The sequence below is a fragment of the Saccharopolyspora sp. NPDC003752 genome (assembly GCF_053605825.1).
Window position 1 is genome coordinate 28,044 of record NZ_JBSGJZ010000022.1, and the last position, 17,474, is coordinate 45,517.

Sequence of the window (17,474 nt, forward strand, 5' to 3'; positions counted from 1 at the left end):
CGCACCTAACCACGCGAACCCGGCGTCGCGCCAACGAATTTCGCCGATCGAGCACCGCCGCCAGCGCATAATGACGAGAATGACGGTTGCGGAACTGCACGCCGAATTCGACGCCCTGCGCCCCGACGAGCTGCGGCGGCGCCGCTCCCAGAAGTGGGCCCTGGTCGATCCCGACGTCCTGCCCGCCTGGATCGCCGAGATGGACTACCCGCTGTGCCCGGTGGCCCGCGATGTGCTGCTGGAGCTGGTCGAGCGCGCCGACTTCGGCTACCCGGTGATCGACGAGCACCTCGCGGCGTTCGCGGATTGGGTTGCGCGGGAACAGGATTGGCGCGTCGATCCCGCACTGGTCTCACCCGTCGCCGACGTGCTGGCCGGGCTGGAGGCGGCGGTGCGCCGCCTGACCGCGCCCGGCGACGGCATCGTGTTGCTGACCCCGGCCTATCCGCCGCTCCTGGGCCTGCTCGACCACCTCGGCCGGCCGGTCCGGGAATGCCCGCTGCTCGATGCCGAGGACGGCTGGCGGATCGACTTCGACGCCGTCGCCGACGCGCTCGCCACCGGCGCGAAGGCGGTGCTGCTGTGCCACCCGCACAACCCGACGGGCCGGATCTGGTCGCGCGACGAACTGCGGACGCTCGCGGAAATCACCGACCGGCACGGGGCTTTCGTGATCAGCGACGAGGTCCACGCGCCGCTGCGCGCGAGCGATCAGGACTTCGTCCCCTTCGCCGCCGTCGGCGACCGGGCCGTCACGGTGACCAGCGCGTCCAAGGGGTGGAACGTCCCGGGGCTCAAGTCCGCGGTGCTGGTGTGCCAGGAATCGACGAAGCACCTCCTCGACCTCATCCCGCCGCACGAGAAGATGCGCGCCCCGGCAGCAGGGCTGGCCGTGGCGACCGCCCTGTGGCGGGACGACGGCGGCTGGCTGACCGCGGTGCGCAGCTACCTGGACCGCACGCGCGACCGGTTGCAGGAGTGGGCGGGCGAGCGCTCGCGGGTCCGGGTGCACCGCGGGCAGGCGGGGTTCCTGGCCTGGCTGGACGTCCGCGAGCTCGGGCCGGAACCGGCGGAGGTGCTGCTGCGGGACGCCCGGGTCCGGGTCAACTCCGGAACGAACTACGCCCCGCCCGGCTCGACGGCCGGACGGGGCTTCGTCCGCTTCAACCACGCGACCTCGCTGCCGCTGCTGGACGAGCTGCTCGCGCGGTTGGGTTCAGTGCTCGATTGACGTCTCGCGGGTCTCCCTGGAGATGATCAGCGCGATCAGCGTGATGGCGCCCATCGCCGCCAGGTAGACGCCGACCCAGCCCAGTCCGTAGGAGCTGGCCAGCCAGGTCGCGATGTACGGGGCGACCGAGGCGCCCAGCAGGCTGGCCAGGTTGTAGGACACCGACGCGCCGGTGTAGCGCACCGCGGTCGGGAACAGCTCCGGCAGCACCGCGCCCATCGGCCCGAACGTCATGCCCATCAGGCCGAGCCCGGCGATCAGGAACGTCACCGTGGCCACGCCGGAGTCAGCGCCGAACCACGGGCCCAGCAGCAGGCCGAACACGATGATCGCGACGGTGGTGATGATCAGCGTGGGACGCCGCCCGTAGCGGTCGGCCAGCCAGCCGGCCAGCGGGACCGTCAGGCCGAAGAACACCACGCCGACCAGCAGCATGACCAGGAACTGCGAGCGCTCGTAGCCCAGGCCGGTCTTGGCCGTGCCGTAGGACAGCGAGAACACCGTCATCAGGTAGAACAGCACGTAGGTGGCCAGCATGATGAACGTGCCGAGCACCAGCGCCTTGAGGTCGCTGCGGAAGACCTGCGCGAACGGCACCTTCGCGCGCTCGTTGCGCGCCACGACCTTCGCGAAGGCCGGGGTTTCGTGCATGCTCAGCCGCACCCACAGGCCGACCACGACCAGCACCGCCGACACCAGGAACGGCACGCGCCAGCCCCAGGACAGGAACGTCGCGTCGTCCATGAACTCCGACAGCAGCAGGAACAGGCCGTTGGCGAAGAAGAACCCGATCGGCGCGCCCAGCTGGGGGAAGGTGCCGAAGAAGGCCCGCTTGCCCGCGGGCGCGTTCTCGGTGGCCAGCAGCGCGGCGCCGCCCCACTCGCCGCCGAGGCCCAGGCCCTGGCCGAACCGGCACAGCGCCAGCAGCAGCGGCGCGACGACGCCGATCTGCTCGTAGCCGGGCAGCAGGCCGATCAGCACGGTCGAGATGCCCATCGTCAGCAGCGACGCGACGAGCGTGGACTTCCGGCCGATGCGGTCGCCGAAGTGCCCGAACAGCGCGGAGCCGACCGGGCGGGCGACGAAGGCGATCGCGAACGTCGCCAGCGACTGCAGGGTCGCGGCGGTGGGGTCGCCCGCCGGGAAGAACAGGCGCGGGAAGACCAGCACCGCGGCGGTCGCGTAGACGTAGAAGTCGTAGAACTCGATCGAGGTGCCTACGAGGCTGGCGAGCACGACCTGCCGGGTCGAGTTCCGCGGGGTGGGATCTCCCGATGCTCCGGAACCCCGCACTCCTGGTGCTGGGGCTTGGCCGACCGCCATGGCGCCGAAACCTTCCTCGTGACACGAATGGACGTCAGCACTCTAAACCTCGGCCGACCACTAGCCGAGACACGACTCCCGCATAGTGGGCATCCTCACGGCCGGTAACGATCTCCGGCCGTTCCTCCGACCGGATGATCAACGTACCGAGTAATCACGCGATCACGCAGTGAATTCCTAGAATCGACTGGTTTCGCACCGAAATCGGCCACCCGCGCGGTAGCGCAGAGGGAGTTGCGTCGTGTCCGCCGAAGCTGAACGCGAAGACCTGTCCGACCGCGGCACCCCGAGCCGGTTTCGCGGCGAGGAGCTGAAGTTCGTCGGGATGCCGATCGGCGGCATCGGCTGCGGACAGCTCTACCTGGGCGGCGACGGGCGCCTGTGGCTCTGGGACGTCGACAACCGCACCGCCCCGGCCAACATCAACGACCTGCACTTCACCCGCCCACCGCTGCCGAGCTCGCCGTTCGAGCACGGCTTCGCGGTGCGCGTCACCGACGGCGACGGCGAACGCGCCCGCTGGCTCGACGCGCGCGACTTCCCGGAGGTGACCTTCGCCGGGCGGCCACCTGCGGCGGAGGTCGACTACGCCGATCCGGGCGAGCCGGTGCGGATCGCGCTGAACGCCTGCTCGCCGTTCGTCCCGACCGAGATCGACGACAGCTCCTACCCCGCCGTGTTCCTCGACTACACCGCGACGAACACCGGGACGACCACGGCGGAGGTCGAGATCGCCGGGTTCCTGGCGAATCCCGTCTGCCTGACCAGCAGGCACACCCGGCCGCTCCGGCTGCGCTCCCGGGAGTTCGCCCTCGACGGCGCGGCCGGCGTGCAGTTCACCGCCGCCGACGCAGCGCCGGAGAACCCGGGTCGCGCCGACATCGTGCTGGAGGACTGGGAAAAGCCCGACTACGCGGGCTGGTCGGTGACCGGCGACGCGTTCGGCAGCGGCCCGGTCCGCACCCTCGACCGGCCCGGCTACCAGGGCGAGGCGGGCGCGTTCGGGATGCGGATGGCCGACTCGCACGCGAGCGCCCCCGGCACCGACGCGGGGGCGCGGGATCGCGCGACCGGTTCGCTGCGCAGCGAGCCGTTCCGGATCGAGCGCGACTACCTGCGGTTCCGCCTCAGCGGCGGCAACTACCCCGGCACGTGCTGCCTCAACGTCGTCGTGGGCGGCGCGGTCGTCGGCACCGCCACCGGCTCGTTCAGCGACCGGCTCGCCGACCGGGTGCTGTACCTGGGGCCGTGGCAGGGCGAGGACGCGGTCATCGAGATCATCGACGCCGAGACCGGGCCGTGGGGCCACGTCGGCGTCGACCAGCTCCGGCTCACCGATCACGCCCCCACCCAGCCCGCCCTGCCGGAACTGCCGGACCACGGCAGCGTCGCCCTGGCCGTGCTCGGCGCCGACCGGGCACGGGTCTGCCCGGCGACGGAGACCTTCGAATCACCGAGCGACGTCTTCGCACCGGCGCCGGGATCATCCACAGTGGACGGACTGACTCGGCGCGGCGCCGGAGTGGTCGCGGCGGCCGTGACGCTGAAACCGGGCGAACAGCGGACGATCCGGTTCGCGCTGGCCTGGTACTTCCCGGTGCCGGACCGGGAAGGGCTGGCGTTCCTGGAGCACAGCCGGGAGCTGCTGCGGCACTACGCGAACCGCTTCGGCAACGCGCAAGACGTCGTCGCGCACCTGGCTCGCGAACAGGATCGGCTGCTCGGCGCGACGCGGGCGTGGACTCGCGCCTGGTACGAGGATTCGACGCTGCCGCACTGGTTCCTGGAGCGGGTCGCCGCGAACACCACGATCCTGTCGACGTCGACCTGCTACCGCTTCGCCGACGGCCGGTTCTACGGCTGGGAGGGCGCCTACTGCTGCGCTGGCACCTGCACGCACGTGTGGCACTACGCGCACGCGCTCGCCCGGCTGTTCCCGGCCGTGGAGCGGGACACGCGGGAACGCGTCGACCTGGGCATCGGATTCCACGCCGCGACCGGGCAGCTGAGCATGCGCGGCGAGGCCGACCGCAGCCCGGCCGTCGACGGGCAGGCCGGGACGGTCCTGCGGATCTACCGCGAGCATCAGATGTCGCCGGATTCCAGCTGGCTGCAACGCGTCTGGCCGCGAACCCGGCAGGCGGTCGAGTACCTGATCGGCTCCGACGCCGAGCCCGACGGGATCCTCGACGGCGCGCAGCCCAACACCCAGGACGCCACCTGGTTCGGCCGCAACAGCTGGCTCTCCGGGCTGTACGTCGCGGCGCTGCGGGCCGGGGAGGCGATGGCCCGCGAGGTCGGCGACGACGCGTTCGCCCGGCGCTGCGCCGAACTGGCCGCCAACGGGACCGAGGTGATCGTCCGGGACCTGTTCAACGGCGAGTACTTCGTGCACGAGCTCGACCCGGCGCACCCGGGCTCGGTCAACACCAACCGGGGCTGCTTCGCCGACCAGCTGCTCGGGCAGAGCTGGGCCGCCCAGCTCGGGTTGCCCCGCGTGCTGCCGCCCGAGCCGACCAGGTCGGCGTTGCGCAGCATCTGGCGGCACAACTTCGTGCCCCGGCCGATGGAATACCGGGAGCACAGCCCGATCGACGGCGGGCGGATCTTCTACGACGCCGACGTCCCGGCGCTGGTGATGTGCACCTGGCCGGACGGCGGCGGCGACGAGGCCGGCGACAACTGGTCGACCAGCTACTTCAACGAGGCCTGGCACGGCATCGAGTACCAGGTGGCCGCGCACCTGATCGCCGAGGGCATGGTCGGCGAGGGTCTGGCGATCGCCCGCTCCGTGCACGACAGGTACGGCCCGCTGCGGCGCAACCCGTACAACGAGATCGAGTGCAGCGACCACTACGCGCGCTCGATGGCCAGCTTCGGCACCTACCTGAGCGCGCTCGGCTTCGAGCACCACGGCCCCAATGGGCACCTGGGCTTCGCCCCCAAGATCCGCCCCGAGGACTTCGCGGCCGCCTTCGCGACGGCCGAGGGCTGGGGCCGCTACCGGCAGACGCGCAGCGAATCCCAGCGCACCAGCTCGATCGAGCTGCACCACGGCCGCCTGGAGCTGCGGACCCTCCGCCTCGACGCGACCGCCGCCGAACCACGAGCCACCCTCGACGGCGCCCCGGTCGACGTGCGGACGAGCGCCGATGAATCGGGCCCGCTGCTCCGCTTCCCCGAGACCTGCACGATCAACGCGGGCCAGCGCCTAGACCTCCACCTCTGACCGCATCGAGCCGAGCGCCCGCAGCGCCTTCGCGTACCGGTCGGCCGAGTCGTGCAGATCCTCGGCCGACCTGCCGAGGATGCCGGAATCGCGATCGCCGGCGGCAGCGCAGAGCTCGTGCAGCGGGGTCACGATCAGCTGGAAGGCGTCCGGGGTGTTGGGCCGAATCTTCGGCATCCAGTCGTCCACGTCCCCCACCAGGTCCTGGTAGCCCCAGTGGCTCGGCACGTTCCGGATCAGCGTCTCGCCGAGGTAGCGGACCGCGCCCACGACGAACGGGTCCTCGGCCGCTTCGCGGACCGCCGACCGGTCGGGCAACCGGTCGAGCACGAGCCGTCCCAGCGCGTCCAGGGAGCTCGTGGAGAAGTCGAACGGGAAGTCCTCCGGCAGGAATCCGGCACGCCACCCGTCGAGCGCACCGTCCATATCGGACAACCACCGGTCGAGGAACTCCTTCGCCGGTTCGGTCATGTACCGGCGATCCTCCTGCATGTACCACTCGACCGTGCCCGGCTCCGCCGTCGGCGCCGCCCCGCGACACGGCCACTCCACGTCCGGCCCGTGGAAATCCAGGCCGAACTCGTCGCGAAGCGCCCTGGCCTGCGCCGGCGACGCCAGGACGTGCACATCGTCCTGGCATGCCTCCACCTTCTCCCGTCGGAGCTGGTAGAACACGCGCGGATCGTCGCCGCCCGGGGTCAGGTCGATGATCTGCGTCGCCACTGCTCCCTGGTCCGCGTAGTCATCGGACTGGTGCTCGACCGACCACCAGACGGACTCGCCGTTGCGCAGGAAGTGCAGGAACTCGTAGTCGTCCTCGTCGCGCACCAGCACGAGATCCGAGACGACCACCGCGCCACCCGTGCACGCGGCCACCTCCCGTTCCAGCAGGTACCGGTAGTAGCCCTCGACGTGGTCGACGTCTTCACCGTGCACCGAGATCGCGATGCCGAACTCCGGGAGCCAACCGAAGATGTCGTGTTCCGCCAGCTCCTCGTCCAGATCGTTCCGCTTGCCGATGCGGGCCAGCACTTCGGCGGACTTCTCCTCCGCCACCATGCCCGAACGAACCAGCAGGCCGGCCAGCGCCCGAACCGTTCTCCTCACCATGCCGCGAGATTCTGGCACCGACCTCTGACACGACGATCAAGCCAGGCCGCGCCTCGAACGCTGATGACTTCGACGCAAGCCGCGGGACGTCTGGCGATCAGCGGCCGAGGAAGTCCGTGACGAGCGCGGTCACCTTCGCCGGGTTGTCCTCCTGCACCAGGTGGCCGGCTTCGCCGATCCAGGCCAGCTCGGCGTGCGGGATCCGCTTCGCCAGGTCCTTCGCGCGCTCCGGCGGCAGCCACGCGTCCTGGTCTCCCCAGGCGATCAGGACCGGGCAGTCGAGTTCCCCGTAGCGGTCCTCGACCTCGCGGGTGAAGCGTTCGTCGGCCTGGGCGATCTGCCGGTAGAACGCCGGCCGGCCCGCCTCGCCGAGCCAGGGCACGACCAGCGCGTCGAGCACCTCGCCGCGCAGCTCGCGGTGCGCCGCCGTCGTGATGTAGCGGCGGACCAGCGCCTCGTGCAGTGTCGGCGGCAGCGCCTCGAAGACCTCGTGGTTGTCGTGCACCAGGCGGAAGAACTCCGAACCCCACGGGCGCACGCTCACCGCGTCGATCAGCGCCAGCCGTCCATATCGGACACCGTCCAGCAGCGCCGTCCGCAGCGCCACCGCGCCGCCGAAGTCGTGGGCGATCACCGACGGGGCGCGCAGGCCCCAGTGCCGCAGCAGGCCCGTGAACACCTCCTGCTGGGCGGCCAGCGAGACGTCCTGGCCGTCGCGCTTTTCGGACTGCCCGTAGCCCGGCATGTCCCAGACGAACACCTGGTGCCGGGCGCTGAGCGCCCCGGCGACATCGCGCCAGACGTACGAGGAGAACGGCGTCCCGTGCATCAGCACCACCGGATCGCCCTGCCCCAGGCTCGCCCAGCGCACCGTTCCATGTGGCGACTCGTGCCGCTCCGGCAGCTCCCAGTTCATCTCGACCTCCTCGTTACTGCCTTATGCACTCTGCCGGTAACGTTACCATCAGATTCGACATGTCGGTAATCTGATGTCGTGGCATACGACCGACCGGCCGCACCGGGCGAGCTGGAAGCAGTCGAAGCGTTCGGCAACTCCGCGCGCTTCCTGCACGACGAGGACGCCTTCGCGGACGTGGCAGGCGCCCAGGCCTGGCTGCGCGCGCACGACTGGCCCCAGGCCGCCGACGAGCTGGACGAACCCGGGCGCCTGGGACTGGTGCGGGCCCGGGAGGCGATCCGCGATCATCTCGCCGGAACCGGCTCCGCGGAGCTGAACGACTACGCGAGCCGCCTGCTCGGGGCGCCTCAGTGGCAGGACGGCCAGGTGGTGATCCCGACCGCGCACGGGTCCGCCGTCGAGCGGCTCGTCGGCCGGCTCGTCGCGACCCTGGTGGTCGACGGGCTGGCCGGCAAGCCGGGCCGGCTCAAGGTCTGCCGGGCCGACGACTGCCGCTGGCTGTACTACGACAGGTCACCGGGCAACAACAGCGTCTGGTGCAGCATGGACATCTGCGGAGCGCGCCACAAGATGCGTGCCTACCGAACGCGCCGCAAGGCCTGATCCGACCGGCGTTCACCACGAGGAAGAGGGCGTTCGATGCGGGTTGCGATCACCGGGCACAGGGGCTTGCCTGCGGAAACAGCCCGAATGGTGGCCGACGGGCTGCGCGCGGAGATCGGCGGCTACCAGGCCGCCGAGCTCGTGGGGCTCACCTGCCTCGCCGACGGCGCGGACAGCATCTTCGCGCGGCTCGTGCTCGACCACGGCGGCCGGCTCGCCGTGATCCTCCCGGCCAGCGGGTACCGCGACTCGCTGCCCGAATCGCACCTCGCGACCTTCGACGCGCTCCGCGCGGAGGCGTCCGAGACCGTCGAGCTCGACTACGTCGCCGCGGAACCGCAGGCCTACCTGGCGGCCGGCCTGCGCATGCTCGACACGGCGAACCACCTGATCGCGGTCTGGGACGGCCGCCCACCCGCCGGACCCGGCGGCACCGCCGACATCGTCGCCGCCGCCCGCGACCGCGGACTTCCCGTCACGGTCGTCTGGCCGCCGGGCGCCCGCCGCGCCTGACGCGAGCGCTCGCTCCGGTTCTTACCGGCACAGCCACCCACGACCCCGGACGACGAAGGGCGTCCCCCGCTGCTCGGCGGGGGACGCCCTTCGCGTGGGACTCGAACCTGATCAGGCGACGGCCTCGTCGGCGTCATCCGGGGCGTCGTCCGGACGCAGCGGCAGCGCCTCGAACGCCGCCGGCGGCTCCTGCCAGTACGTCGCGGAGGGGCCGGCCTGGATCGCCCGCCACACCCGCTCCGGGGTGGTCGGCATGTCGATGTGCCGGACCCCGAGGTGCTTGAGCGCGTCCACCACGGCGTTCTGCACCGCCGGGGTCGAGCCGATGGTGGCGGACTCGCCGATTCCCTTGGCGCCCAACGGGTTGTGCGGGCTCGGGGTCTCGGTGTTCGACACCTCGAAGGACGGCAGGTCCGCCGCCGACGGGATCGTGTAATCGGCGAGGGTGCCGGTCTCCGGGTTGCCCTCGGCGTCGAAGGTCACCTGCTCCCACAGCGCCTGCGCGATGCCCTGCGCCGCGCCGCCGTGCTGCTGGCCGCGCACGATCATCGGGTTGAGCACCCGGCCGCAGTCGTCCACCGCGACGTGCCGCAGCGGCCGGACGAACCCGGTCTCGGTGTCCACCTCGACCACCGACACGTGCGCGCCGAACGGGAACGTCGCACCGCCGGGCGCGAAGTCGACGTTCGCGGCCAGCCGGTCGCCGTCGTCGGCGGCGGCGCTGGCGAGCTCCGCCCACGCGATCGTCGCGCTCGGCACCCCGGCCACGCCGAGCTCGCCGCCGTCGGTCACCTGGATGTCGTCGACGGACGCCTCCAGCCGGGACGCCGCCAGCTCCTTGGCCTTCTGCAGCACCGTGGTGCCGGCCTCCTGCACCGCGCTGCCCGCGATCTGCAGCGACCGGGACCCGCCCGTGCCGCCGCCGCGCGGCACCTGCGCCGTGTCGGACTGCACGAACTCGATCGACTCCATCGGGATGCCCAGCGTGTCGGAGACGATCATGGCGAACGAGGTCGCGTGCCCCTGCCCGTGCGCGGACGTGCCGACCTTGATCCGGGCGCCGTTCTCATGCACCTCGACCTCGGCGTACTCGCCCGAGCCGCCGCCGGTGATCTCCACGTACGCGGCCAAGCCGATGCCCAGCAGCACCTTCTCGCCGGCGGCGATGCGCCGGGCCTGCTCGGCGCGCAGCGCGTCGTAGTCGGCCAGCCGCAGGGCCTCGGCGAAGGGCAGCTCGTAGTCGCCGCTGTCGTAGTTGGCGCCGACCACCGTCTTGTACGGGAAGGACTCCGGCACCAGGAAGTTCTTGCGCCGCAACGCAACCGGGTCCACGTCCAGTTCGGCCGCGGCCAGGTCCATCATCCGCTCCAGCATCGCCGCGGCCTCCGGCCGCCCCGCGCCGCGGAACGCGCCGGTCGGCGTGGTGTTGGTCATCGCGGCGACGGCGTCGTAGCTGATCTTCGGGATCTGGTAGACGCCCTGCGACATCATGCGCGTCGAGCCCATGGCCAGGATGCCGCCCCAGCCCGCGTAGGCACCGGAGTCACCGATCACGCGGCAGCGCAGCCCGACGATCGTGCCGTCGCGCTTGAGGCCCAGCTCCGCGAACTGCACCTGCGCCCGGCCGTGCGGCATCGCCTGCATGTTCTCCGAGCGCGTCTCGATCCACCGGACCGGCCGCCCCAGGCGGTTGGCGACCGCGACCGCCACCGCGTGCTCGGGGATCACCCCGGCCTTGCCGCCGAACCCGCCGCCGACGTGCGGGGAGATCACCCGCACCCGTTCCGGCTCCCAGCCGAACGCCTTGGCCACCCCGTCCCGCAGGCCGTGCGGCATCTGCGTCGAGACGTGCACCGTGGCGTCGTACTCCTCGTCCGGGCCGCCCGGCTGCACCGCGATCGCGTTGCCCTCCAACGGAACCACCGCGACGCGCTGGTTCTCGATGCGGGCCCGGACCACGACGTCCGCTTCGGCCAGCACGTCCGCCCCGACCGCGTCGCGATATCCGGCGGCCACGTTCGAACCCAGCTCCGGGAACTGCTGCTCCGCCTCGGGGTCCAGGGCCTGCTCCGGGTCGGCGACGGCGGGCAGCGGGTCGTAGTCGACGTCGACCAGCTCGATCGCGTCGGCGACCGCCGCGGCGCTCTCGCCGACGACCACGGCGACGGCCTCGCCGACGAACCGGACCCGGTCGGTGGCCAGCGGCGGCCGCGCGCACTGCGCGTTGAGCTCGATGAACGGCGGCGGAATCGGCACGTCCAGGTCGGCCGCCGTGAACGCCGCGACGACGCCCGGCGCGGCGGCGGCCGCCGTGACGTCCACATTGCCCAGCCGCGCGTGCGCGAGCGGCGAGCGGACGAACCCGAGGTGCAGCATGCCCGCCAGTTCGAGGTTGCCGACGTAGGTGCCCCGACCGCGGAGCAGTTCCGGGTCCTCGACCCGTTGGACTTCGGTCCCCAGCAATGAACCCACCATGTTCGAAACCCTATCCGTCCCGTCGCCGACAAGCACCGGAAATCCGGTTGCGGTCGGAGCCCAACGCCGAACACCCGCCGGAAATTCCCGCTCCGTCCCCAATCGGGCGGCGCCGGAACCGACCGGGCCGGTTGTCCGGCCTGGTGAGCGGTTTGGCCCGCCATGGCGAATAGCCTCTTGTTTCCCTGCTGTTGTCCAGGTTCTGGCGTGGGCGGTGTCCGCGAAGACCGCATATGGGCGGTTATCCTGGCAGCATGGCTCGGCAGCTGGTCACGAACAGGTTGCTCCTGCGGACCTGGCGCATCGAGGACGCGGAAGCGGCGCTCGACGTGTACGGCAGCGCCGAGGTGACGCGGTGGCTGAGTCCGATCATGGAGACGGTTCCCGACATCGTGGCCATGCGCCTGTTGTTGCGGCAGTGGATCGCCGAGGACGTCAGAGCCATCCCGCCCGTGGGGCGCTGGTGCGTCCAGAGACGCGAGGATGACCGTGTGATCGGTGGTGCGTCCCTGCTGCCGCTGCCGCCCGGCAATCAAGACCTCGAAGTGGGATGGCACGTGCTTCCGGAATTCTGGGAGCAGGATTACGCCGGTGAGGCGATGTTCGCGCTGGCTCGTTGGGCGTTCGAGCACGAGGTCGATGAGCTTTTCGCGGTGGTCCGGCCGGACAACGTCCGGACTGCGGAGACGGTGCGCGACAACGGCATGGAATGGGCCGGGGAGACGGACAAGTACTTCGGGCAGACCGTGGAGCTCTACCGGCTTCGGCCAGCGGACCTGGACCGTTTGGCGCCGCGTGCGGACCTGCCGCCCGGCTACGGCGCGCAGTGATGACGGGGCCCCGACCGGACCGACGGTCGCTTTCTGCTTCTTCCGTTCCCGGGAGCGTAGGGTTGCGGGTAGCTGGCTGAACTGGTTGCTTGTGCAATCGACAGGGCTGCTCCCATCACGTCACTCGCTGACACGACGCAGGGCCGCTCTCTTCACAGCTCTAGCGAGCCGAGCGGCCATCCTGTTCGGCTTGGATTGGATCATCCCATGACCATCCGAACGCCCGTGCGTGCCCAGCAACGCCCGGGCCTCTTCTTCGGGCCCCCGCTGAACGCACTGACCACCGAACACGGCAACGCGAGAACCTTCGGTCGCCGCTTGAGGCGGGCTCGCTTTCACTGCTGCGTTACCCGGTCAACTCGGCGTCCGGCGGGGCACCACCTCACTCGCCCAAGGTCGTAATGCCCTGTGCTTCCAACCCACGGCATTCGCATGCTGAGGCGAGAAGGACGAAGGTATCAAAATGGACGGTTTCGTGATCCGGTACGGGCCGCAAGACTTCGAGGTGCAGCTAACGGCCACACGGACGGTCGGCGGGGCCTGGCGGCTCACTTACAGCCTGCCGGGTCATGCTGACGTGAACGTCGGGTTCGACAGCGAGGACGAACTGCGCCACGAGATCAACACCGTGTTGGCGGTGTCGATGGAACCGGCCATTGACCTCTCTGCTGAAAACCTCTGACAGCGGGGTCGCACCGCGCGCCAGGCGTCCGTCCGAAGCGGCTGTCCGGGATGCCGGGGCGGCCGTGGTCAACGCCTACCACCTCAATGCCGGGGGACCATGCGGCGCGGCCGGACCGGGCGCGGCGTCGACTCCACGCCGCACAGGATGATGAAGCCGAGCACGGCCAGGCCCGCGTGCAGGAAGTTCTCGGCCGGATGCAACAGGAACGGCGTTCTCCCTTCCCCCGCAGTGCTTTCCGCGGTGCCGTAGACGAACAGCATCACGCCGCCGACCATCTGCACCGCCGCGAACAGCGCCACCCCGCGCCGCCACGGCACGGCGACCAGCGCCAGCGCACCGGCGATCAGCAGCAGGACGCTGTGCGCGGTGTTGAGGTGGAAGACCACCAGCACCGCGGCGCCTCCTGCCTGCCGACCGCCGTTCACCAGTCCCAGCAGGCCGAGCAGGATCAGCAACAGGCCTTCCGCGCCCAGCACCAACTGCCAGCGCGTCAGCGGGCGCTGCCATCGCGAACGGGAAACCATCGGGCACCTCCGGACGCGCTCGCCTCCCGAATGCCCGTCGCGGGGCGATCGAAAACCTGCGTCGAACCGTGCTTCCCGGTCCGTTGACCGGCCCCGTTCGCGGTTGTAGTTTTCACATCCACAAATACATCTTCACAAATGTGAAATTCTGAGCACAAGGGAGTGCCCGATGGGAACATCGGTCGCGAGCGGCGACGATCCGTACGTTCTCACCGCGGACGGCGTGAAGAAACCCCCCAAGGGCTGGAAGTCCTGCCTCCGCTACCTCGGCCCCGGCCTGATCGTGAGCGCCTCGATCGTCGGTTCCGGCGAGCTCATCGCCACCACCGCGCTCGGCGCGGAAGTAGGTTTCGCCCTGCTGTGGATGGTGATCCTGTCCACCGCCGTCAAGGTCGCGGTGCAGGCCGAGCTCGCCCGCTGGACGATCATCACCGGCAAGCCCGCGCTCACCGGGTTCAACCAGGTGCCGCCGAAGATCGGCCGGGTCGGCTGGATCAACCTGCTGTGGATGCTCATGGCGCTGTCGAAGCTGCTGCAGGTCGGCGGCATCGTCGGCGGCACCGCGGTCGCGATGAGCATGCTGATCCCGGTCGGCGGCGATCCGCTCGGCTCCACTTCGCTCACGGTGTGGACGATCATCATCGTCGCCGGCAGCATCGCGCTGCTGTACTCCAACAACTACAACCTGATCGAACGCGGCGCCTTCGCGCTGGTGGCGGTGTTCTCGGTGGCCACCGTGGTGATCGCGCTCGGCCTGCCGTTCACGCCGTTCGGCTACAGCGGCGGCGACCTGCTCAGCGGCCTCACCTTCACCATTCCCGCCGGCGCCATCGGCGCCGCGGTGGCGATGTTCGGCATCACCGGCGTCGGCGCCGACGAGATCACCTTCTACACCTACTGGTGCGTGGAGAAGGGCTACGCGCGCTGGGTCGGCCCGAACGACGGCAGCGAGGCGTGGCAGAACCGCGCTCAGGGCTGGATCAAGGTGATGTACAAGGACGTCTTCCTGTCCTGGGTGATCTACACCTTCAGCACCCTGGCGTTCTACATCATGGGCGCCTCGGTGCTCAATCCGCAGGGCCTGGTGCTCAAGGGCAACGAGATGATCACCACGCTGTCGCAGATGTACACCGACGTCATCGGCGAGTGGGCGGCCGTGGCGTTCCTCATCGGCGCGATCGCGGTGCTCGGCTCCACCCTGTGGGCCGCGATCCCGAGCTGGTCGCGGATGTACGTCAACGTCCTGGCGGAGCTGGGCGTGATGGACTGGCAGAACGCCCGCTCCCGGCAGAAGTGGATCCGCGGCTTCACGGTGGCGCTGCCGATCCTGTGGGGCGCGGCCTACCTGTTCGTCAACTCGCCGGTGGTGATGGTGCAGATCGGCGGCATCATGACCGGCATCTTCCTGCCGGCGGTGGTGGTCGCGACCTGGTACCTGCGCAACACCCAGGTCGACAAGCGCCTGCACGGCTCGAAGGCCTTCAACGCCCTGCTGGTGATCAGCAGCATCGCGATCAGCCTGCTGGGCGTCTACAGCCTCCTCAGCGTCTTCGGCGTCTCCTTCGACTGACCAGCGCTGAGGGCACCTCCCGGCCGGGAGGCGCCCTCAGCGTGTCGTGGGGTCAGCGGGGGGCCATGCGGATGGCGCCGTCCAGGCGGATCGTCTCGCCGTTGAGGTACGGGTTCTCCACGATGTGGCAGGCCAGCGCGCCGAACTCGGCCGGCTCGCCGAGGCGCTTCGGGTTCGGCACCGAGGCCTCCAGCGACTTGCGCACGTCCTCGCGCAGCCGCCCCAGCAGCGGGGTGTCCATGATGCCCGGCGCGATGGTGCACACCCGGATCGCCTTGCTCGCCAGGTCGCGCGCCGAGCACAGCGTCATGCCGACGATCGCCGCCTTCGACGCGGTGTAGGCGATCTGCCCGATCTGCCCGTCGAACGCCGCCACCGACGCGGTCAGCACGATCGCGCCGCGCTCGTCGTCGACTGCGTCGTGCTTCGCCATCCGCGCCGCGCCGAGCCGCAGCGCGTTGTAGGAGCCGACCAGGTTCAGCTGGATGACGTCCTCGAAGGGCTCCAGCGCGCCGGGCTGGCCGTCCTTCTCCACCAGCCGGATGCGGGCCCCGCGCCCGGCGCAGTGCACCAGCGCGCGCAGCGGCCCGACCTCGTCCGCGACGTCGAGGGCTGCGGCGAACTGCTGCTCGTCGGTGATGTCGGCGGCCGCGAAGCGCACGGCGTCGCCGAGTTCCTTGGCGACCTCCGCGCCCTGCGACGTCGGCAGGTCGATGATGGTGACCTTGGCCCCAGCCTTGACCAGCTTCTGGGTGGTGGCGAGGCCGAGACCGGACGCCCCGCCGGTCACCGCCGCCGAAATACCTTCCAGGCGCATGCGCAGATCCTTTCCACACCGGTGTGCTCGGCCCATTCAAAGCACGCCCCTCGACGCCGGTCAAAGTCCGGTTCGCGAACGGAACCGAAGGCCCGGCCTATATCCGGTGGACAGGCCGGTGAGAATGCATGACGTGAACCAGCACTGGACCGTCGAGCCGGTCGGCGTGGAAGAACCCGTGGTCGTTGCGCTGCTGCGCGAGTACACCGACGAGATGGTCAGGCGGTACTACGGTCGCCCTGCCACCACGGCCGAGATCGACGAGACGATCGCAGACGATCCCAACGACGGCCTGCACCCGCCGGAGGGCGTGTTCCTGATGGCCCGCGGCGCGGAACCGTTCGGCTGCGTCGGGATCCGCCCGATGGAACCCGGCATCGCGGAGCTCAAGCGGATGTACGTCCGGCCGCAGGCCCGCGGCCTCGGCGTCGGCACCGGGCTGCTGGCCGCCGTCGAGCAGCACGCGAAGGAGCTGGGGTTCCGCTCGATCCGCCTGGACACCCGCAACGATCTCGTGGAGGCCCGCAACCTCTACGCCAAGAACGGCTTCCACGAGATCCCGGCCTACAACCAGGGCCCGTACGCCGAGCACTGGTTCGAGAAGAAGCTGTGAGCGGGCAAGTCGAGCGCCTGACGGTCGCGGACGCCGGCGAAGTGCTGACGCTGCAACGCGCGGCGTACGTGACCGAGGCGCAGGCCCACGACGACGTCCGGATGCCGCCGCTGATGCAGTCCCTCGACGACGTGCGCGCCGACCTCGCCCGGCCGTCGTGCCTGGCGTGGGGCTGCCGCGAGGCGGGGCGGCTGGTCGCATCCGTTCGCGTGGAGCTCAGCGGGGCGACGGCGGAGCTGGGTCGGCTGATGGTCGCGCCCGACCGGCAGGGCCACGGCCTCGGCACCGGCATGCTGCTGCACGTCGAGCAGAACCTCCCGGCTCAGGTCGAGGCGATCGAACTGTTCACCGGCGAGCACAGCACCTCGAACCTGCGGCTCTACCGGCGCATGGGATACGTGGAGACCCACCGGAGCCCGGCGGGGCACTACGAGCTGATCCACTTCCGCAAGAGCCTGCGATGAGCTCGGCGGGCGGCATCAGGCCGCAGGTGGTCCGGACCGAGCGGCTCGACCTGATGCCGCTGCGCATCGACCACGCCGCGGAGATGGCGAGCGTGCTGGCGGACCCGGAGCTGTACGCCTTCATCGGCGGTGCCCCGCTCACGCTGGAGGAACTGCGGACCCGCTACGAGCGGATGCTCGCCGGCCCGCCGGATCCCGAGGTGTCCTGGTGCAACTGGGTGATCCGGCTGTCCGGCGAGGAAATCCTCGTCGGCACGGTGCAGGCGACGCTGAGCCCGGCCTACCCGGGACCGATCGCCGAGATCGCCTGGATCGTGGGCACGGACTGGCAGCAGCGGGGCATCGCGACGGAAGCGGCGCGCGGCCTGGTGGGCTGGCTCCGCCGGAAACCGGTGCGCGCGGTCCTCGCCCACATCCACCCGGACCACCACGCATCGGCGGCGGTGGCGACGGCGGCGGGCCTGCGACCAACGGACCAGTGGCACGACGGCGAACGAGCCTGGCACCTGACCCTCGACCAACCGGCGAGCTAGATCGTTTTCCCCATCCGCGCGCCGAGGAGCTGCCA

General features: G+C 70.6%; 16 protein-coding genes. 10 read left to right on the plus strand and 6 right to left on the minus strand.

Features of this window, described 5'->3' with window-relative positions; translation table 11 throughout:
* Positions 1-79: 79 nt before the first annotated feature.
* Complete coding sequence (locus tag ACWEV3_RS26070) at positions 80-1,231, plus strand: MalY/PatB family protein (RefSeq protein ID WP_452616407.1); 1,152 nt, start codon at positions 80-82, stop codon at positions 1,229-1,231.
* Here ACWEV3_RS26070 and ACWEV3_RS26075 read toward each other — a convergent pair.
* Entirely contained in the window at positions 1,217-2,554 is a 1,338-nt protein-coding gene (locus ACWEV3_RS26075) for an MFS transporter (RefSeq protein WP_452616408.1), read from the minus strand. The genes ACWEV3_RS26070 and ACWEV3_RS26075 overlap by 15 nt on opposite strands.
* A gap of 241 nt (positions 2,555-2,795) precedes the next feature.
* Here ACWEV3_RS26075 and ACWEV3_RS26080 point away from each other — a divergent pair, with 241 nt between their 5' ends.
* Positions 2,796-5,783 (plus strand): GH116 family glycosyl hydrolase, encoded by a 2,988-nt coding sequence (locus tag ACWEV3_RS26080; protein WP_452616409.1) that lies wholly within the window; start codon positions 2,796-2,798, stop codon positions 5,781-5,783.
* Here the strand turns inward: ACWEV3_RS26080 and ACWEV3_RS26085 are convergent.
* Positions 5,766-6,893: a hypothetical protein gene (locus tag ACWEV3_RS26085; protein ID WP_452616410.1), complete on the minus strand. Its 1,128-nt coding sequence runs from the start codon at positions 6,891-6,893 to the stop codon at positions 5,766-5,768. The two genes, ACWEV3_RS26080 and ACWEV3_RS26085, sit on opposite strands and share 18 nt — an antisense overlap.
* Before the next feature lie 97 nt (positions 6,894-6,990).
* On the minus strand, positions 6,991-7,809 hold the full coding sequence (locus ACWEV3_RS26090; protein WP_452616411.1) for an alpha/beta fold hydrolase: 819 nt from the start codon (positions 7,807-7,809) through the stop codon (positions 6,991-6,993).
* Positions 7,810-7,887: 78 nt separating this feature from the next.
* On the opposite strand from ACWEV3_RS26090, the gene ACWEV3_RS26095 reads away from it, so the two are divergent.
* Together ACWEV3_RS26095 and ACWEV3_RS26100 are read left to right on the plus strand one after the other, a co-directional pair.
* Positions 7,888-8,415, plus strand: coding sequence for a CGNR zinc finger domain-containing protein (locus ACWEV3_RS26095; protein ID WP_452616412.1), 528 nt, complete (start codon positions 7,888-7,890; stop codon positions 8,413-8,415).
* Between the two features lie 36 nt (positions 8,416-8,451).
* Positions 8,452-8,928, plus strand: a complete 477-nt coding sequence (locus tag ACWEV3_RS26100) for a hypothetical protein (RefSeq protein WP_452616413.1) — start codon at positions 8,452-8,454, stop codon at positions 8,926-8,928.
* Positions 8,929-9,039: 111 nt separating this feature from the next.
* Here the strand turns inward: ACWEV3_RS26100 and ACWEV3_RS26105 are convergent, their stop codons facing one another.
* Entirely contained in the window at positions 9,040-11,403 is a 2,364-nt protein-coding gene (locus ACWEV3_RS26105) for a xanthine dehydrogenase family protein molybdopterin-binding subunit (protein ID WP_452616414.1), read from the minus strand.
* A gap of 254 nt (positions 11,404-11,657) precedes the next feature.
* On the opposite strand from ACWEV3_RS26105, the gene ACWEV3_RS26110 reads away from it, so the two are divergent.
* Positions 11,658-12,233 carry a GNAT family N-acetyltransferase gene (locus ACWEV3_RS26110; protein WP_452616415.1) on the plus strand — a complete coding sequence of 192 codons (576 nt, stop codon included), beginning with the start codon at positions 11,658-11,660 and terminating at the stop codon, positions 12,231-12,233.
* A gap of 463 nt (positions 12,234-12,696) precedes the next feature.
* Positions 12,697-12,915, plus strand: a complete 219-nt coding sequence (locus ACWEV3_RS26115; protein ID WP_452616416.1) for a hypothetical protein — start codon at positions 12,697-12,699, stop codon at positions 12,913-12,915.
* Positions 12,916-12,998: 83 nt separating this feature from the next.
* Here ACWEV3_RS26115 and ACWEV3_RS26120 read toward each other — a convergent pair whose 3' ends face one another.
* The gene (locus ACWEV3_RS26120; RefSeq protein ID WP_452616417.1) at positions 12,999-13,442 is read right to left on the minus strand and encodes a DUF4383 domain-containing protein; all 444 of its coding nucleotides are present in this window, start codon (positions 13,440-13,442) and stop codon (positions 12,999-13,001) included.
* Positions 13,443-13,611: 169 nt separating this feature from the next.
* Here ACWEV3_RS26120 and ACWEV3_RS26125 point away from each other — a divergent pair, with 169 nt between their 5' ends.
* On the plus strand, positions 13,612-15,012 hold the full coding sequence (locus ACWEV3_RS26125; RefSeq protein ID WP_452616418.1) for an Nramp family divalent metal transporter: 1,401 nt from the start codon (positions 13,612-13,614) through the stop codon (positions 15,010-15,012).
* A gap of 52 nt (positions 15,013-15,064) precedes the next feature.
* On the opposite strand, the gene ACWEV3_RS26130 is transcribed toward ACWEV3_RS26125, so the two are convergent.
* Complete coding sequence (locus ACWEV3_RS26130) at positions 15,065-15,829, minus strand: SDR family NAD(P)-dependent oxidoreductase (RefSeq protein WP_452616419.1); 765 nt, start codon at positions 15,827-15,829, stop codon at positions 15,065-15,067.
* A gap of 124 nt (positions 15,830-15,953) precedes the next feature.
* On the opposite strand from ACWEV3_RS26130, the gene ACWEV3_RS26135 reads away from it, so the two are divergent.
* From ACWEV3_RS26135 to ACWEV3_RS26145, 3 genes are read left to right on the plus strand one after another with little or no spacing between them, the layout of a single operon-like run.
* Positions 15,954-16,442 (plus strand): GNAT family N-acetyltransferase, encoded by a 489-nt coding sequence (locus tag ACWEV3_RS26135; protein WP_452616504.1) that lies wholly within the window; start codon positions 15,954-15,956, stop codon positions 16,440-16,442.
* A complete protein-coding gene (locus ACWEV3_RS26140; protein WP_452616420.1) occupies positions 16,439-16,906 on the plus strand; it encodes a GNAT family N-acetyltransferase in 468 nt (155 codons plus the stop codon). The genes ACWEV3_RS26135 and ACWEV3_RS26140 overlap by 4 nt, the downstream gene beginning before the upstream one ends.
* The gene (locus ACWEV3_RS26145; RefSeq protein WP_452616421.1) at positions 16,903-17,439 is read left to right on the plus strand and encodes a GNAT family N-acetyltransferase; all 537 of its coding nucleotides are present in this window, start codon (positions 16,903-16,905) and stop codon (positions 17,437-17,439) included. Before ACWEV3_RS26140 ends, ACWEV3_RS26145 begins: the two co-directional genes overlap by 4 nt.
* The last annotated feature ends 35 nt before the right edge of the window (positions 17,440-17,474 follow it).